Genomic DNA, 19,892 nt, shown 5'->3' with positions numbered 1-19,892 from the left:
GATATTAAAATGGTTGATAATAGTAATGTAATTAGTGAAGCTACGGTAAGTTATTGGCAGGGATTTTTATCTGAATATCGTAGCCCAGAGTGCGAGATTTCTTATTGCAAAGATATCTCATCTAAAACAACAAAGTTTAGCTTTTCTGAAGAAACTTCAAAGACCTTACTCTCAATTGCAAATGGTTCAAATAAACGGTTGAGCATATTGCTCGTGTCTTTGGCCGCTTATGCGCAGGCAATAATGTTGAAGAGTTCTGAGGTGACTGTTGTTACTGGAAATTATCTCGAAGATTCAACTGAACCAAAGGTATTATGCCTACCGTTTAACTTCGATAGTGAGTGTACCTTAAAAGAGGTGATCGTAGCTGCTTCAACAAATATTCAGCAAAAGTTGGCGTATGCCGTAGCATCTTTTCAAAACATTTTTGATAGTACAGTCACTTTCTCTTTAGCTGTTATATTGAAAAATTGCCAAAAAGAGTCTGATGAATTCTTTGAGCGCGCCTTATCGCAATTATTCTTTGAACATGATAACGAGCGGATATCCTGTGAAGTGACTTCCACGTATGGTTCAGATTATGTCATCACTATGATGAATATAATGGAATCTTGGGCGAATAAAATCCGCTCTGATTGTAAAATTTCTGAGTTGCCAATCGCTGATCCCTTTTATTTAAATGCTGTTGAAGCAGAAAATAGCATTGATACTGAACAGTCGATACTGGCTTTATTTAAGCAACAGGTCAGTATGCACCCGGAAAAAACGGCTATCTCAGATAGTGTGGGGGAATTGAGTTATGCTGAACTGGATAAATTGAGTGATACCTGCGCCGTCAGGTTAATAGAGTTAGGTATCGAAAGAGGCGATACGATTGGTATACATATGCCGCGATCTTGCTCAGCAATAGTAGCAATGTTCGCGGTACTTAAAGCAGGCGGAAAATATTGTCCTTTCGATATAAATTGGCCTGTTGGCAGAAAGAAATATGTATTAGATATTGCAGAGATGCGATTAGTTATATCGTCAATTGATACCCAGTTGGCGCTGGAAGAATACCGCCAGATTACCTATGACAATCTGCAACAAGATGGATTTGATGCAAAACAAAACCTTCAACTGCCTGAAATTAATGGTCAAGATTCCGCTTATATTATTTTTACCTCTGGCTCGACGGGTAATCCAAAAGGGGTTGAAATTCCTCACAGTGCTGTCGTCAATTTGGTTAAAGGGCTATATCAAAAGGTTTATCGCAATTACCCGTGGGATTTGAACGTCTCAATGATATCAGCACTCAGTTTTGATGCGTCGGTACAGCAGCTATATCCGGCTCTGTTACTGGGTCATACGCTGCATATCGTGCCTGATGAAATCAGGAAAGACGGCAAGAGAATCAGCCAATTTTGGCGTGACAGAAAGATCCATATTGCCGATTGTACTCCAACCCATTTAAGAATGATTAGGTCACAAATGAATGGTCAGCGCATTGATTGTCAGGTAAAGCATCTGATGATTGGCGGCGAAAAATTAGATCAGCAAAATTGGTTGAATTTCGCTGATTGCTGGGAGTCGGTTCCGAATGCATCTAACGCATATGGGCCTACAGAATGTTGTGTGCAATCACTCTCTTTTGAATTTAACGCTTCAAGCCAGATTAGTACAGAGACTATTCCTATTGGTCTGCCAATGTCTGGTGAGGAAATTGTACTGATTGATGAATTTATGCGAATTCTTCCCAAAGGGGCAGTGGGGGAAATTGCTATATCTGGGAAAGGATTGGCAAAAGGCTATATTAATAATGCCCAATTATCTCAAGAATCTTTTATTTTTATCAATGGTAAGCGTTATTATCGAACGGGTGATCTGGCAAGATATATCGGTGAGGAAGGTATGATTTATTTAGGGCGGATAGATAGTCAAGTAAAAATGAACGGATATCGAATAGAACTTGGAGAAATAGAGAAAGTTATTCAACAAGCGATATTAAAACTGAATTCCGTGGATGATATTAAGCCAGTTATTGATGTTCATGTGATAGTCAATAATAAAGAATCTGATAATCAATTATTAATCGCTTACATCTGTTCCAATCAGGAAATTGATTTCGATACATTGCGTAAGGAAGTCGCATCTCATCTTCCTGATTATATGGTGCCGGCATATTTCATTGCAGTTGATACATTCCCACAAAATAGCAGTGGTAAAATTGATAACGCTAAATTACCTGATCCGCGCTGTGACGTGGTGCAAAAGAAAATAGTGGCATGTAATAGTGAGACGGAACAGCAAATATTGGATATCTGGGCGGATTTACTGAGTGCTCGGAAAGAGAATATCAGCTTAACAGATAACTTCTTTGATTTAGGTGGTTCATCATTTAAGTTAGCACAGCTTAGTTTCAAGTTGAGTGAAGTATTTGCGCGGGAAATAGAAATTGTCGATTTATTTCAACACACTACGATTCAGTCACAAGCACAATATATAGATGGCAATGAACAACCATTAGACAGTTCCGATAATGGCGCTAATTCAACAGAACAGTTTGATGAAGCGTTAAAGATATTCGGTCTTTAAACTTAATTTCGTTAATTTATCCATTTTAAAAATATCAATTGCAATATATTGATATTTTAATTAAACGTCTCTCAATAATTTAATGGCTAATTTAGCACTTGCTAATATTGAAAATTATGAAAAAAGATAATCATACACACGAATTTACCAGGCAAAAATTAACGGGATTAGAAATCGCTATTGTCGGTGTTTCTTGTCGCTTCCCTAATAGTGAAACAGTAGAGAGCTTCTGGGAAAATTGTTTAGAGGGCACGGATTGTATCTCTCGTTTTTCTGATGAAACATTGGCGAAAAATGGCGTGCCTAAACAGCATTATGAGAGCCAAAATTATGTCAACGCCAAGGGTGTTATTGATAACCCTTTAACGTTTGATGCTGATTTTTTTGATTATAACAACCGTGAAGCTGAGTTTTTGGAGCCACAAATTCGTAAATTACATGAATGTGGTTTTGAAGCGTTAGGTTCTGCCGGCATTGTTCCGTCTGAATACAAAGGGGCGGTTGGTTGTTATTTAGCGTCAAGCGCTCAACTTGGTTGGCAAATGGCCGCTTATGACGAGTGTGAACAAGATGGCGCCAGTCTTTTTTCTGCATTTAACTTAGTAGAGAAAGACTTTGCGGCAACTCGACTGGCGTACAAATTAGGTTTAACAGGACCGGCGATTGCCATCCAGACAGCGTGCTCTTCATCTCTCACCGCAATACACCTGGCATCAAGAGCCTTGTTATTAGGTGAGTGCCAGACAGCGCTTGTTGCCGCTGCGACTTTAGTGACGCCCAGTCAACAGGGCTATCTACATCAAGATGGCATGATCACTTCTCCAGATGGAACTTGCCGATCATTTGATGAAATGGCGAATGGTACTGTCGGTGGCGAAGGCGTTGGTGCGATAGTGTTGCAGCCGCTTAAAATTGCATTGGAGCAAGGACGGCCTATTTTGGCCTTGATTAAGGGATCAGCGCTTAGCAACGATGGTTCAAGAAAGGTGGGTTACACTGCGCCGAGCATTGACGGACAATTCGAAGCGATTAGAGGTGCTTTGGCTATGTCTAAGGTTGAAGCTGAATCCATTTCTTATATTGAAGCCCACGGCACGGCGACCAAGCTTGGTGATCCAATAGAAATAACCGCTCTGAATAAAGTTTTCGCCAACGTCCCACAGCACAGCATTGCTATTGGGTCGGTAAAGTCGATTATTGGGCACCTTGATAGTGCGGCTGGAATGGCCGGATTAATAAAAACGGCGCTGATGCTAAAACACAAAAAGCTGTGCGCTAATCGGTACTTTACGAATCCGAACCCCAAAACAAAACTCTCTTCTTCACCTTTTTATGTTAATACCGACAGTAAAGATTGGGATAGCGCGACGGTGAGGCGAGCAGGGGTGAGTTCATTTGGTATTGGGGGAACCAATGCCCATGTGATACTGGAAGAATATGTCTGTGAGCCTCACGATGAGCAAGCTTCTGATGCAGTAAAATTACTCCCGCTGTCGGCTAAATCTGAGTGGAGTTTGGGTGAAATGGAGAACCGGTTAATCGCGTGGTTAGCCTCTAATCCCAATAAATTAGCTGATGTCGCTCATACCTTACAAAATGGTCGCGAGCGTTTTGGTTATCGATCTGTACTGGTTTGCTCAGACGACAGGGCGATATACTCTACAGCCGACTTTGTTCGTGGTCGGTGTGAATCTGCAAACAAACGTGTTGTTTTTCTCTATCCCGGTCAAGGCTCGCAATATCAGACTATGGGGCTAGGTTTATATCTCCGTGAGTCGGTTTTTAAAGAGCAAGTAGAGCACTGTTTATCACTTTTGGACGATGAAAAAAGAGAACAGATAAGAAATTACTTAATGGAACCGGAAAGTTCTAATGCGTTTCCTGCCGAAATCATACAGCTTGCCATATTCATCGTTGAATACGCGACAACGCGATTAATGGAATCAAAGGGTATTCAGCCTGATATATTATTAGGTCATAGTCTGGGTGAATATGTTGCGGCGACTATTTCAGGGGTTTTTGCGCTAAAAGATGCTCTATTTTTGGTTGGTAGACGAGCGCAATTGATGGAGAAAATGTCTCCAGGCGCCATGTTGAGTGTGCCTTTGTCAAAAGAGCAAGTTGTAGAACTATTGGCGGGAAGTTTAGAAATTGCGGCGGTTAATGGTAAAGATTCAACAGTATTGTCTGGTTCTATTGAAGATATCGAGAACCTGAAATCTTATTTGCAACTACAGGGCATTCATTCGCGTCAACTAAAAACTACCCACGCGTTCCATTCTAAAACGATCGATGAAATACAGGATGAATATGAGCAGGCATTGCAAACGGTCGCGTTTAATTCTGTAAATATCCCAATTTTGTCAAACCTATCTGGTGATTGGCATGATAATAATGAAATTAGAAAACCGGCATATTGGTTGTCTCATCAAAGAGATAAAGTCGACTTTTTAGGGTGTTTAGAGACGCTTTCTTCGCAGCAACATCTTGTTTTCATCGAAGTAGGGCCGGGCAACACTCTTGCTAGTTGTGTACAGAAATTCTTTAAACAAAAATCGGATCAACAAATACATATTGCCAATATGTTAAGGCATCCGAATTTACCTGAGGGGGATATCACCTATTTCTACAGCCAAATTGCTAAGTTGTGGTGTACTGTCGGATTAGGAAACTGGCAAGTGCCGAGCAGCCAATCTGGTCGTCTCATTCATTTACCTGTGTACGCATTTGCTGAAAAAGAGTTTACAAAGATCAGAGATCGGTTGGTAAAAGGTCGAACGCCACAGATTAAATCACCGGATATAAAACAAAATATCCTGTATCGACCAGTGTGGTATAGAAGCTCGTGTGATGATATTAAGAAAATGGCACATGAAGGTCAGGTATATGTTCTAACCACACATCGTGGAGCTAATAGCAATAGAGCGCTGGTCGATAACGTTTTATCAGGACAAAATATTATCTTTGTCGAGGAGGTTGATAAATTACCTTCGTTAAACCTAACGGGCTGTTGTTCGTTTGTATTAATGCCTAATGCAGAAGACTTTGTTGGTGATCCAATAGCACATTATCTTGAATGGCTCGCATGTATCAAAAATATATTATCCAGTAAGTCACTCGCGGCCTCTCGGTTTATTCTGTTAACGCCCCAAATTGAGAATGTGCTCGGCTATGAAATCACCGATGCCGCTATCTCATTACTGAAAGGCTTAATACAGTCAATTAACCACGAGCATCAAGAACACTATGGCTATCAAATTGACATCTCCTTCGATGAATTAGCAAAGGATAATTCAACCCAGTCTTTACTTCGCCGTTTAGTCAGCTCTGATATTAATCATCGAGTGGCAATAAGACATAACCAAATTTGGTTGCCAGAGTTCAAAGCACTGCCGAATAAAAGCGTTGAAACTCATCAACAATGTAATGGGTTGCATGAGAGATGTTTAGTCTTAATCAGTGGTGGATTAGGTGGAATCGCCTTGCAGCTCTCACAAAGCCTGGCGCAACACTATAAGGCCCGTATTGTTCTTGCCTCTCGAACAGCTATTCCTGACCGTTCACAATGGGCAAATATCAAGGAAAACAAGCAGCAATTAACGTTGATTAAACAAATTGAGTGTGTGGAGAAAATTGAACAACTCGGTGGGGAAGTGATACTGCGACAATTGGATGTGACAGATAAACCCCAACTTTTCGACACGTTACAGTATCTGGAAAATAATTATGGGGCCATCAACATGGTGATCCATAGCGCAGGCTCGGATGCCGGGGCGTTGATTATGCAACCTGATATATCATCACATCGCAAAATCATGTCTGCTAAGGTAGAAGGGGCAATGAACCTGATATCGTACTTTGAAGGGAAACCGCTAAGTTCGATGGTTTTATGTTCTTCATTACTCTCTTACTGTGGCGCCCCTGGGCAATCTGCTTATGTTGCTGCAAATGCATTTCTCGACGCGATTGCTGACAGGCGAGATCTAAAATTCAAAGTCTATTCTCTCGCTTGGGATCGCTGGCTGGAAGTTGGCATGGCGTCAAGAAATATGAAAATTGACGCATCCACAGCAGGGTTAACCAATCAGCAAGGTGAAGCTGTATTTCTACAAGCACTTTCACAGGTGACGCAACAACGATTATTAGTTTCTATAATACCGATTGAGGAAAGAGTCAATACTCTGGATAGAGAAAAAGCCAGTACTTTGACAGAGATTAAAAGTGAGATCGTAGACAAAAATATTTTGATTAAACAAGTCATTGTTGAGGAAGTACAACACCAGTTGGGGCTTTCTGAAATTGATGAACATTGCAGCTTCTTTGTACTCGGTGCTACATCATTGGATATCATTCAAATCAATGAAAGGCTCAAACAGCGTATCTATCATGATATTCCTATATCAATGATGTTTACCTACAGCACTGTGTCGAAACTAGAAAATGCGGTGGCATCTAAGTTGAATAACACTCAAGAAAATGCAGCGGTGTCATCACAACATCGTACTTCGACTAGCCAATTGGCAAAGCAAAGAATGAAGAATAAGAGGGTAAAGAAATCAGCTAATTACGCAATATAAATATAACATGTCAGATCTCATACCTTGCCTGACAGAGCATTTTTAAACTCTTATTTTTTCAACAAAAGTCTTATAAGGCGTTTTACCTTTCATGCCATATATGTGGTTTGTGATATATGTGATTTGTAATAGTGGTAAAACGCCTCCCTCCTATTCAGCCAAATTTGGCTTCTAAATCTATGTCTCCTTTAGTTTTGGCTATATATATTCAACATTAGCAATCCAGTTTTGTTGGCGACGCGTCAATCGCGCTTGCTCGCTTTCGTCAGTAAACTTAGCTGCAACATAATTAAGCAGCGCAGGGTCAAAGTCTTCAAAGGTATTGACGTTAACTACGGCATAATCGCGACCGTTAATCTGGCTGATGACAACAGGCACTACCCCGCATTGGCTACAGATGTGAAACTGCGCTGTGCCTGTTTCAAAAGAGTATCTATGTAAAAGCTTTTGTTCTCTGATACTCAGCCGAAGCTGTCCTGCCGGGAATGATGTCCAGACTGCATTGTGCTTGGTACAAAAAGAGCAAGTACATGCTCGTGCCGGAATCTCCAGAGGTTCAGGCTCCCAATTAAACGTAAATTCAACATTCTTACAGTGACAACTACCGGAAATTAACATGTGTACCTCCTTAGTTTGCGAGTCTTAACAATAGCGAGGAAATGTGATCTGGTATTACTGGTTTGTGAGTTTTAAAAAAATATACTCGTCATCTTTCAAGTTGCCTCTTTGTTGGCTGCACTCACTCACCCCGGTCACATAGTTATCTATGCTCCCGGGGATTCGCTCCCTTGCCGTCGCGATCCATCTTGAAATCCATAGGGTATATATCATTGTTCAAATAATAATTGCTTTGTTTTTAGCATTATGTGTTGTGTTTTGTGTTTTTTTTGTTCATTTTTGAACTTAAATTCTGTGTTTTTTTGTTTGCTAAAAGTGATGTTGATGTTACTATTTTTTTAATTGATATTTACATGAATTTATTTTTGTAAAAGTTAATTATTAAAGAAGCTGTGTAAAAGTATCTCACTATTTGGAGGGGTTATTTATAGAGTAAAAAATTATTAATCTAAAGCGTGAATGGGATTTTGTCTTTATGCTGTTATAAAGAGTTCTTAATTCTTGCAGTACAAGATAATATGCAAAGTAACTTGTTGTTTTTACATGCAAGGTGTTAATTTTATTCATTAAATAAGTGATTGTGTGCATTTAATGTGAATTTAACTGGCACGTGACTTTTATTTTATACGGAATTTATTTTGGGATAATGTTTATTATATCGATTGGTTAATGGCCTATGAGCAACAAAACTTCATCTTTATTATTTATCGTTTTAATGGCTTTTCTTTCTATGGGGGGACTGGTTTCATCAGATATATTCCTACCCGCTTTGAGTAAAATGGGAAACTATTATCACGTTAGCGAATCTAGTATACAAAGTGCAATAGCTATATTTCTATTTGGTATAGCCTTTTCTCAACTTATTTATGGACCATTAAGTGATTGTTTCGGAAGAAAAAGGGTTCTTATTTCTGGGATGATTATATGGCTGATTTCAACAATCGGTATTTTTTACAGTACGCATATTAGTGAGTTACTATTATTGCGTTTATTCCAGGGAATAGGCGCTTGTGCTGGTATTACATTGAGTCGTGCCATTATTAGTGATTTGATGGGGAAAGAAGAGGCAGCCAATTTGTATCTGATTATTTTCCCTTTTGTGGGAATGTCACCCGCTGTCGCACCCATGATCGGCGGTATGTTAAGTGAATATTATGGTTGGAAAGCCTGTTTTTTATTTCTTACTTTATTTATAACAGCCACGCTTATGTTGTGCTTGCTAGTTCTGAAAGAATCACTACCAATAGAAAAACGTCAAAATTTGAGTGTTAAAAATGTATTAGTCAGTACTTACCAGGTGATAATAAATAAAGAGTTTCTTTACTATGCAGCAATACCTTGTTTCGCTTATACGGCATATTTTTCTTATTTGATTGAATCTCCATTTATTCTTACCGCTATGGGATTACCAGAAAAATATGTTGGCTACACTTATATAATGCTCTCTTTGAGTTATGTGTTGGGAAATCTTACTGCTAAAAAATTAAGTCGCCGGCAGGGCGTGAGAAAGACGATTTCTCATGGCTATTTTATCTTTGCTGTTGGAGGTATTGCTTTCACGATACAAATGTTTTTTAGTTCCTACCCATTGATAACTTCTGTGCTAACAATATCAGTATTGACTTTCGGTAATGGTTTTTTGCTGCCACTAGGTACTGCGTCAGCAATTGCCGCTCATTCTCAAGCGGCAGGGACAGCTTCCGGCGTAATGGGAACCTTGCAATTAGGTAGTGCGGGACTGGCATCATTGCTTATTGGTTATCTATCTCACCATGAACCTATTAAGGTGGCATCTATCATCACAGTTGTTTCCTTGGTCGGTAGTATTATTTATATAACTGGTAATAGAGAAATTCTTTAGTTGCAGATAGGGGATTTTTTAAGTTTATGCAAATAGTGCCCATAATGGTTTTTTTGATAAATAAAGAGATAGATTGTTGAAATACAGATACCTAATCGATTAATAGTAAAACATTATATTAATTTGGATTGCTTGATAGTTGCAGTGGAAATTTTTAAATATCGCTCTTTAACGTAAAAATTAGATACAAAAACCCACTAATAAATAACCTTCCTAAAATCCGTCATTATTTATTCAACGTCTTATAAAAAACATAACAATATGATTCAAAAATATGTTTGCATGAAAATAATTATATTAATAAATAATTCATGTTATTAATAATTGATATTTATATCTATCCTTGGGTGACTATAATCCAAGGTTATTATTAATGTGGTTTGTAATATAGCCGGAAAATAAAGGAGATAATTATGACCATAACTATAGAGAGGATAAATGTTGACTATCCAATATTCACGAACCTAAGGAACCATGACCTGCGATTATCACCAAAATAAGGAGGCATAAAATGACATTTGCCTTTGACCCGATCTTATAAAAACAGACAGAGGATCACTGCAATGGTTTCTATATCCAAAGATTTCACGAACCTGCTCAATACCCTGATCGATGGACAGATTGAGGCTGCGGGTCGTCAAACCGAATGGTTCAACATGAGTCCTGATGAGCGTACCGACTACATCAGGCAGGTAGACGAGCGGCTACAGGAAATGCAGCAGAGCACTCTGAGCGTGCTGGCTGCTCAATATTTTCAGATGCAGGACAACCCCGTTTCTGTCGGCGACCAGTTGCAGACGTTACAGAAAAGACGGCAGCAGATGAATGGTGTGCCTGGTACGCCGGCGATTAGCGCCTACAAGCAGCAACTGGACCGTGACATCCTGTTATACCGCCGCCAGCAGACGGCCATGACGCACTTTGATAGCACTTGGCGTAAGGTCTTGGTCATGCTCAGTCCCGACGACTCCAAGCCCCTGAATGCGACGACATTGAAAGAAAACGCGGTGGACAAGCAGGCTAAGTTGGATACCGAAATCAAGCGTCTGGAACAACAACTGACCATACAAGTGGCTGATTCCACGTTCAGCCAAAAATATGTGACGCTGTTTTCTGAGCTACAAGCCTACAAGGATGTCAATGCCCGCTACAACGCTTTGCTCAAGGCATCTGCTACGGAAGAGGCCGCCGCTCTCGGCGCGCTGACCAAGGTGCCTCAGGCCTCCGATGATCTGCCGGTAAATATTTCATTGCTGATGATGGAGGAGCGTCCTGGTTACATCCGCATGAATGTCGCGCTAGTTAATGCCAGCACCGATGGCCGCTTCAAAGACTTCTTCCTGGAGAACGGCAGGCTGGTCGTGCTGACGGATGGGGTACTCAACTTTTCCTTCGGTACCGCCGCCCGTTCACTGGCTTGGCAACAGCAATACCGACTCAAAAATGAGCCGCCATCTTTTCGTTCGCCGACTTATACGCCAATTCGCTCGGTGCTGGTCAAAACCGAATTCGTCGAGAAGTACTTCGCCAACTACCTGGTTTCAGAAAGCACCTTGCGCGGAGGTTTCAAGGCTCAGTTGCTGGGTAACGGTCGCAAGATGCTACTGACTAGCGTTGACCGCAAGGTGCCGAATCAGATCGGGATTCAGGTGTCCGGCCAGGCTCCGAATACTACCATCACCCGTGAAGTGCCATTGGCAAGCGCTTTGAGTGACCTGATCAACCAGAATGCTGATATCGCTAGCTTTCGGACTATCGGCTTGGAGGGGTTTCGCCAGAGTAGTTACCATCCGGACCGTGACGGGCTTTTCGTCAATATCCATGAGCTGGAACGGTCGGTAGGTTTTGCCGGTCGTCAGTACTTGCTGGAAATGCCTCAGGACAACGACCACCTGTCCGCGACGCCTTTTGGGGTGATGAGCGTTGATGGCGACAAGGTTAGTAGTAGTCACTTGAGCAAGGCACAGACTGACACACTGTATCAATACAACGCCGCATTTTTCGAGAAGTTGGAACAACTGCGTAGCGGCGGTATGAAGGCCAGTCGCTTGTTTGAAGGCAGCATCGAGCGTACAGCGTTCGTGCAACAACTAGTGCGTTTGCTTGAACGTAACCACATCACCCCCGCAGGGGTGTTGGCGCCGAAGTACCCCCGTGACAACATGCGCGATATCAAGGGTAATAACTTGAATAAGGTGCTGTGGGAACAGGTGTTCGCCGCTTCGGTTTGGCGAAGCAGAGATAATGACCCGTTATTGTTCAGGCTGGCGACGAGAATGGTGAAAAACCCGGCTGTGGTCAAGGTTCTGCAAAATGGCTATGTGCAAAGTGATATTGCCCAGGCCAGGGAGTTGCTGGCACCGCTGTACGAACAATGGCGTACTCGGGCCGTCGAAGCGGAAACCCAGCGGGTCGCCAGTGCCAACGCGGCACAGCATCCAAGCAATCCGAAAGTCCATGTTTTCGATCAGGCAGAGGTTGAGCGCTCGTTGGATGGCAAATTGCTCACCTTGTTGTTGACCGGTCCACAGGGCCTTGAGAATGCCGATGCGCAACTGCGTCCGGTGGTTGAGGCGGCGCTGTTGAGTAATGAGGGCAGGAGCCTGCGCAAACAAATTTTATTCCATGCCTTGCGCCCGGTAGCCGATAGCTTTTCCAAAGCCGCGGTCCCGGTCAATCCTCACGCTGCGCTGGGTGCCAGCAAAGTCATGATCAATAACCGGTTGAATCAGCCCGACCCATATCTGATCCTCAATACCAGCTCTGAGGAACAGGCATATCACGATGGTTCGTACCTAATCAAAGATGATAAGTACCGCAGCTACAACCAGTTCCATCCGGACCCCAAGAATGACGCCACGCGCTATATGAATGACCTGGACACCCCGTTCGTGGGGGGGATTTCCGGGACCACCCAGACGGTCAGCAATGCCTTGCCGGAATTGTTCGGTGGCGCGTTGAACGTCAGGCAGTATTGGCAATTCCAGATGGCCAATGCGGCTTTCATGATACGTAACGGTTATCATTCGTTCTTCGAAACTTTCTACGTCGCTGCGCGTTATGAACCGGAGGACGCGGACAGTATCGGCAGGGACATGTTGCAGATGTTTGACAAGTACCGCGCTGAAGGCAGCAAGAAGGCATTACAGGGTAAGCTGTATGACGGAGGGATGGCGCGCGTTTTGCCGATCATCAATCAGGGCTTGTCGGCAGCTGACGAGTTCCATCCACCGCGTTTTACCCGCATTGGTCCAAGACCGGCGCTGTTGGGGCAGGCGGTGAAGGATCTCGAGCTCAAGGCTGGGTTGACGTCTGTAGGTGATGGGTTTGAACCCCGCCAAGGCAGTGCCGACATTCATCAGTTTGTCACTGATCCTGTATTATTCGCCAAAACACACACTGTCAGTGCTGAGGCGCTGGTCAGATCGGGGCGCCTCCCGGCAGAGGGGAGCGCTCAGTTGGTGAAGGTCGGATCAGGCTTGTATGAGCTTGAGTACACTGAGCAAAGCGCCAATGATATATCCTCAAGCAGCATACCGGCGTACTTCCTCGGCTATAACGGCCCGAACCAAGCCAATGCGGTACCCGCCTATGTGGACATTCCCAAACGTACAATCGCGGGGAACTTTCTGTTTACCGGGACGCTATCGGGCGGCTCGCTGGTGATGACTAGTCTTGATGCTAATACCTTCCGGGTCTACCACGACGGTCGAGTGAACAGTTCGTTGTTGTACGACAACGTGGTCATGGCAGTGGATTATAAGGATTACCAGATAGCTGGTACCACGGAGGGCCTCGCTGCGGCGTACATGCAGTACGTTAATAATGAATGGCGGTTGGTGTTCCAGCGTCAGGAATATCAGCGGGATGGGCAGATGCTCCGGCTGAGGCTGCGTGACGACGAGGAGCCGCTTTCGATCCAGATGGCGGACAGTCAAGTGGTTGAACGAAATCAGGCCCAATTCGTCGCCTACCGCGAGCAAATTCATCAAAAATTGAAGAAGGTAGCCACCCAGTTCGGGGTATCAATCTCAGGAGTCTCCGACGGTGTATACACAGAGGGTGAGTTTTCTTCTGATCACCCGGCGATTGCCGCGTGGACCAAGCTGTGCGCCGAGGTTGATGACAGGATCAATGCTGATACCAGGCAGTTGGTGGATAAGCGAAACAAACTCTATGAGAATCGGCGCAATACCATTCGGCGCGACTTAATTAACCAACAGATAAAGCAGCTCAATATCACTCTGGAGTACTACAAGGCGCAATATGATACGGTCCTGCGTGAAGCGGGCTTTGTCGAACAAAGCTGGCTTTGGCAGCAGATCAAGACCAAAAACGGCAGCGCTGCGGTGGTACGGATTGACGATACAGCCATTCAGGGCGGGGGTAAGCAGCGATCTGATAGCGTGGGTGAACGTTACGCTATCTCCGAAGCTTATCAGCGCGGGGCGCGGGGCACTGGATTCAGCGATGGCTTGCGAAACTTCCGTGAGATCGAGCTCCCCGGAGTGGATCACAAAATGTCGGCACTGGAGATGAAGCGCCTGTTTCTTGAGGGAAAACTCACTCCCGAGCAACGGGGCGCCTTGAGCGGCCGCATCACCGAAACCAGCCGGGCAGAGTACATCGATAAGGTATTGCGGCAGACTGCGGTATTCAGCGAGGATTTCCATGACGCCGGCAGTGTCTTCGACCGCTTGGTGCCACAAGACTTTTATCTGTCGCTGGTCGGTGACCGATCTGGCGGCCGTTGCTACCCTTTGGTCAGGGCTATGACTGTGGCATTGGCTAGTGGCGGTGAGATCGGCATCAACAGCCTTGTACAAAAGTTGTTCTTCGCCTCCGCCGACCCTCAGGCGGGCAGCTCCACGCTCCTCAGGAACAGCCTGATCAAGTTGCATTCCAATGTCGAAGCTGTTCAGGCTTCCACGGAACTAGGGCAGTTCGGATTGTCCGAAGTGGTATCGCGGCTGGCTGCAACGACCGGAACCTCGATGTTCGCGCTCAATACCCAGAATCACTCAATGATGGTCGGGAGCGCTGTCACGACCGAAGGCCGTCGCTACTACTTTTATGACCCGAACGTCGGGATCTTTGCCTTCGACAACACCAAAAGTTTGTCCAGGGCTATGGAGCAACACTTAGTAGGGCGCAGACTCGCCGTGCACTATGGCTCGTTCGGCAGCAAGTCGGCACCGGCCTTCAACCTGATTGAGATCGATACCGGCAAAATGGCTGAGGTACCCGTGGGTAATGGTCTGAATGTGGCTGATCTGACCAGATTTGAGGAACTGTCCAGCGTCATCGGGCAACGGCGCCAGGTCGAGCAGGTGATGAGTGCACAAGAGCGGATCACGGAAGACTTGCAATTGGGCACCGCGCTGCAAGCCTTTGATGCCGAGCAATGGGGGGCACGGTTCGAAGCCGCCAGTATCCAGTTGGCGCAAGAGCACCAACTGAACAGCCGCTGGCTACCGATCATCGCTACCACCGAAGAGCAAGGGAAAGGCCGCTACCGAGTCCAGTTCATCAACCGTGATCAACCCGAGCAGACCCGCTGGTTGGACACTGATGATAGCACTTTCGTCGAATTCCGGCGCTTCGTCGATGATCACATGAGTGTACTGAACGAGCACTTTACTCTGGAGAGTGGACGGATGCGGCCGCGCGGCGGGGTTGGCGAGGCCGCGCCGGTGGATGGGTTAAATGCCGGGTTTGCGGTACAGGCGTTGATCCAGTGGTTTTCTGACAAGAACCGTCATGATGCTGCAAACGGGATGGCTTCGCCTGATCTGGCTACCGCGCTCAAAGTCCACAGCTACCTTAACTTTGTCCAGATGGTTCATGGTGGCGTGCAGGACGTGATCAAAGTCACGGCACTAGTGCGTACGGCACTGCGCGGCGAAGTGGTGGCTGCCCAAACGTCGTTTAAGGAATTTGCCTTGAGTCTGGGCCACACCGTCAACGAAGGCGTTGGCGTGTTGTTTGGCGGAGCCATGATCGGTCTGGATGCTTATGAACTGGCCCATGCCGAGAATGATGTGCAGAAGGCGGTGTTCGGCACCCAGCTTGCGTTCGACTCGGCTAGCTTTGTCACTGGCGCAGCCGGCATAGGGGCCGGGTTGGTCGGTGCCTCGACGGCCGGGGCGATACTTGGTGGGGCCGGAGTGATCCTTGGCGGACTCGCGGTGGGCTTTACGGCGCTGGCTCAAGCCTTTGGTGCGGTCGCCGAGGATGCCAAGGCGGTGGGCCGTTACTTTGATGCGGTTGACAAGGCGTACAAAGGCAATGGCTATCGGTATGACAACGAGAAACAAGTACTGGTGCCCTTGGCCGGTGCTGTGATCAAGACTTTAGATCTGAGTAAGAATCAGATCGATTTCGACAGCCAGTACATCTACCGCACCCATTCCGGCTCTACTGGTTCAGGGAAAATCAATTACTTCTTCTGGGTCGGTGACTTTCCGCGAATGGTCCACGACCGTGGTCAGGCGATCGAAGTACGCAGCGGCATTGGTTATAAGGATGTTTCCCGACCCCTTGAGCACGGCGACAGCAACGTTGTGATCTTGCCGGGCACACCTAAGTCCTACATTAGCTACGAATACATGCTGCTTCCCGGCGCCACCACTCGCCACGACGCTGGCTTTGACGTGATCCGCAGGCTTGAGGAAGACAAGCGGTTCGACTACGACTTCTACATCTTTCCGGGGGAGGAGACGATTCGCAGGATTCATCATGAGTACGTCGACACTCCGATCGAGGTAGTGCTCGATCAGCGCAACCGGCAACTCGTGGCGCCCGAATTGCCCAAAGAGCTGCACGGCTTTCTGTGTTATGAGATCAAGGGGGCGGGCGGCGAATACCTGATCGGCCTTAACGAAGGCGCTAAGGTTAATCTCACCAGCGATGTTGCCAGTACGTGGATCATCGACAGCAGCCAGCTCGCCAGCGACAGCATCAGCGTGTCGAAGGACCAACTGTTGGTCGGCGAGAAGGGCAAGGAGGTTGTGATAAAACTCTATCTGGCTCAGAACAGTCAGGTATTGGTAGTCAACGGCAAGGGGGAGGTGCGCAAAGTCGATTTCGCTAGCCTGACAGCTCAGGTAATAAGCGAAGATGCGAGCAAGTGGCAGGTGCCCGGTCAGCGAATCGAGCAGCATCTGAGTGATTTGGCTAAGGCGCATCAGCTACACGGTCAGTACGTGGTGGTGGAGAATTACAGACACAAAGGGCGAGATGTTGGTCGGGCTTTCTACGACGTGGCCAAAGACCGCATGCTGTTCACTGACACCACCAATGAACAGGCCAGACGTGCCCAACTGGGGGCGGTGATGGGCGACTATGCTTATTTCTACGACGCCGACAACGCGGTGGCGTGGCGGGTAGACATCGCCACCGGACAGGTCGACGCACAGTTTGAGCCTTGGTTCAACCAGAATGCGGGCCATATCAGCCGGTTCTGGCAGGAGGGAGATGTGGTCTACTTGGCGCGCCGTTATCGGCTAAAGGAGAGGGAGGCTGAACTGGGCTATCGGATCATCGGTGACCGAATGGAGTTGGTTAGTGCGGTGGGCGATGATGCGCTGCTCCAGCTTTCGGCACGCATCGGTCGGCATGGTGATGAGCTTGAGGCCATACTCCAGGGCTACAGGAGCAATAGCACTCAGCGCGGGACCCTAATGTATACCTTGGGCGCACGGTTGATCCAGCCGACCAGCGCGGCGCTGGTTACAGTGTTCGGCGTGGATGCGACTGGCGTGCCGCACCGCTATTGGATACGCACCAGCGATGGTACGCTAATCAAGCCGAATCTGGCGCCGCCAGCGGATCAGACCTTGCATTTCGAAGCACATGAACAAACCCGCAGTGCTTGGCAGATCCCGGCTGACTTGGTGTTAGCGGGGAGTATGCCGTTGCTCGGTGGCAAGGAAGTGTTTTTCTTCTACAGCAAGGAGCAAAAGACCCTGTTCCGTCAAGAAGGTCCAGGGCAAGAAGTACTCGACGCCAACCAGCCGAGCGCATTGCGGGTCACTACGCCAGCCTTGACCAACGTGATCAATTTGAACGGTCACTTGATCGTGGTGACCGAAGACGGGCGTGTGGCCCGGCTTGATGCACTGGGGCAGCTTAGCTACGCAGCGGTCAACGAGCATTGGCTTAAGGGACGTATCCACTGGTGGCAGGACTTGACCAGTGTCACAGACGGCAGAGCTACCCTGGCGGTGTTTGGGGTCAAGGGCGCCGACGGCAAGAGCTTGCTGCCGGTGTGGTGCCACAACGGTCAGATAGTCGTCGCTTCGGCCGCTCTGCAAGACAAACATCCGCAGTTCTTGGGTTTTGAAGCGGACGGTTCCAGTGCGCGACTGTTCGAACCCGCCAGCGGCAAGTTGTATCGTCAGCCAGCTATGACTGCCGATGCGCTGGCTGCCGCGTTCGGTACCGACGAGGTGCTTGAAGCCTCGGCGCAACTTCCTGCGGCCAATGAGCTGGAGCCTGAACTTCACCTCAAGGCGGCGGAACAAGTCGATGCCGGGCTGCGCCTGACCACCGTTAAGGGTGAGATCCTGCTGCGAACTCATGACGGCAAATTGCAGTTGGTTGCTGTCGACAAAGATTGGCAACAGGACAACCTCGTCCGTCTGTCACAGGCACTTGCTGAGGTTGCCGGTCAGTGGCGAGTCAAAGGCGTGCTGACCTTGCAAGGTGATGATACACAAGGCTGGTTCGATGTCGGTAGTGGTCAGGTGTTCTCCCTCGGTGGAATCTCTGCTTCGGACAACCTGCGTTTTATCGGCATTGCTGTCGGGAAGAAGGGCGCGTACGTGTACAACCCAACGGACCAGATGCTGTACCAGGTCAAGGAGAGCGGTGCGCAGAAGCTGAATCATTACGCCGATGTCGAACGCATTGGTTCGTCGCTGTTGCTTCAAGATGGGGGCAAGGGTGATCTGAGCCCAATGCTGATCGCGGGTGTCGATAGCGTGGTGTTGCATGGTGGCGCCGGTAGCGATACCTACCGCCTCAGCCAGATGATGTGGTCGTATTACCGTACGGTTGTCATTGACAACGATGATCCGAACCATGTTCTGGATCGTTTGATCATACTGGCGGTTGATGCGGAAAAAATCCTCGTTAGCCGTCACGAGGATGACTTGATGCTGACCGATTCGGACAATGGCACAGCCTTGGTGATGCGCAAGGTGTTCGGTAGCCAGGCGGTGACGCACCGGCATCTGCAAATCGAGCTGGAAGGTTCCTCGTCGGTGATCAGCGTGGATCACTTGGTCAAGGGTTTTACCAAGCTGGGAGCAGCCAATATTGGCTTGTTCGAGCTGCCTTGGGCCATCCAGTAGTTGGTGATGGTGGTGGATATTGTCGTCTCGGTCACGGTCACGGACATGGAGGCTCTGGTCTGGCTAAGTTGAGTGGGGTGACGGCGTTCGCGAGAGCCTGCCGCAAAACTGTTAAGCCGACAGGCGGTACTTGGCTTCGCTATCTTGAGTTAACAGGAGAAACCACAGGAGGGGCATAAAGCCCTTCCTGTCTCTGGGTTCCGGTCGAATCATTTCTTCTGTAGAAGCAGGTCATTAAACACCTTGTCACAAGATAGGGAGTTTTTTTGAACTGATGTAATCTCTTATAACTAACTCATGATCATCGACTCTAAAGGTGTGATGGGTGTGATGACTAAGCTGGCGATATTGACCTCAATGGTCAGTGTTCTGGGGATAATCAAACCGATTTTGCCTAATGTTTGATGCGGTACGTCAGGCTTTGCCAATTGATGTAGGTGGTGATCCTAGTGGCGTTGTATATCCTGATACCGCTGATCCTGCTGTTTGCTGCCTAAGAATTTAAGACCATATTGACGCTGACTTTTGTCGTGTTTGCGTTGAATTTCCTGACATTATGGTGGGAAACAGCCCGCTGGCTGGGGGCCTTGGTATGGGCCAGTGTTCGGATAGGTGATATTACGAGCATGATGGATCAGGGGGGCATAGGCAAGGCAATCTGCAAGGGATGTTTGGGCAGGTGTTGATGCGGAAGATGTTATCGAAAGGAAAATAGCAGGACGCGTTTTTCGTCTAAAAGGATGGGATTTCTTCCCGTCAGAATACTCTGAAAAATACTTAGTAAATTGCTTAATTTATTATTTTTATTAATTATATTTGTCATGTTTTTGTTTTTGCGACATGTAAAACTCAGATGAATATGCTTAATACTACATATAATACGTTTCATTAATGTTAGTTTATTAC

At 46.6% G+C, this 19,892-nt stretch carries 6 protein-coding genes; 5 read left to right on the top strand and 1 reads right to left on the bottom strand.

Going from position 1 to position 19,892, the window contains the following annotated elements:
• The first annotated feature begins 9 nt into the window (after positions 1-9).
• Complete coding sequence (locus EAE92_RS15920) at positions 10-2,574, top strand: non-ribosomal peptide synthetase (protein WP_214068783.1); 2,565 nt, start codon at positions 10-12, stop codon at positions 2,572-2,574.
• 116 nt (positions 2,575-2,690) lie between these two features.
• A complete protein-coding gene (locus EAE92_RS15915) occupies positions 2,691-7,151 on the top strand; it encodes a type I polyketide synthase (RefSeq protein WP_214068782.1) in 4,461 nt (1,486 codons plus the stop codon).
• A gap of 198 nt (positions 7,152-7,349) precedes the next feature.
• Here EAE92_RS15915 and EAE92_RS15910 read toward each other — a convergent pair whose 3' ends face one another.
• Positions 7,350-7,769, bottom strand: a complete 420-nt coding sequence (locus tag EAE92_RS15910) for a GFA family protein (protein ID WP_214068781.1) — start codon at positions 7,767-7,769, stop codon at positions 7,350-7,352.
• 676 nt (positions 7,770-8,445) lie between these two features.
• Between EAE92_RS15910 and EAE92_RS15905 the strand changes: the two genes are divergently transcribed.
• From EAE92_RS15905 to EAE92_RS15895, 3 genes are all read left to right on the top strand, one after another.
• Positions 8,446-9,630: a multidrug effflux MFS transporter gene (locus tag EAE92_RS15905; RefSeq protein WP_214068780.1), complete on the top strand. Its 1,185-nt coding sequence runs from the start codon at positions 8,446-8,448 to the stop codon at positions 9,628-9,630.
• A 563-nt stretch (positions 9,631-10,193) separates the two neighbouring features.
• Positions 10,194-18,986 (top strand): insecticidal toxin MCF, encoded by an 8,793-nt coding sequence (gene mcf / locus EAE92_RS15900; protein ID WP_214068779.1) that lies wholly within the window; start codon positions 10,194-10,196, stop codon positions 18,984-18,986.
• Positions 18,971-19,165 (top strand): hypothetical protein, encoded by a 195-nt coding sequence (locus EAE92_RS15895; RefSeq protein ID WP_214068778.1) that lies wholly within the window; start codon positions 18,971-18,973, stop codon positions 19,163-19,165. The genes mcf and EAE92_RS15895 overlap by 16 nt, the downstream gene beginning before the upstream one ends.
• Positions 19,166-19,892 lie beyond the last annotated feature (727 nt).

Origin of the sequence: Photorhabdus hainanensis (assembly GCF_018448965.1) — a bacterium.
Taxonomy (GTDB): Bacteria; Pseudomonadota; Gammaproteobacteria; order Enterobacterales; family Enterobacteriaceae; genus Photorhabdus; species Photorhabdus akhurstii.
Note: the sequence above shows the minus strand (reverse complement) of the source record. Positions and strands in the feature narration are given on the sequence as shown.

Bases quoted from the DNA above. Each gene is read 5' to 3' on its own strand.
- EAE92_RS15915 (WP_214068782.1), top strand. From the start codon at position 2,691: ATGAAAAAAGATAATCATACACACGAATTTACCAGGCAAAAATTAACG.
- EAE92_RS15905 (WP_214068780.1), top strand. From the start codon at position 8,446: ATGAGCAACAAAACTTCATCTTTATTATTTATCGTTTTAATGGCTTTT.
- EAE92_RS15920 (WP_214068783.1), top strand. From the start codon at position 10: ATGGTTGATAATAGTAATGTAATTAGTGAAGCTACGGTAAGTTATTGG.
- EAE92_RS15910 (WP_214068781.1), bottom strand. From the start codon at position 7,769: ATGTTAATTTCCGGTAGTTGTCACTGTAAGAATGTTGAATTTACGTTT.
- mcf (WP_214068779.1), top strand. From the start codon at position 10,194: ATGGTTTCTATATCCAAAGATTTCACGAACCTGCTCAATACCCTGATC.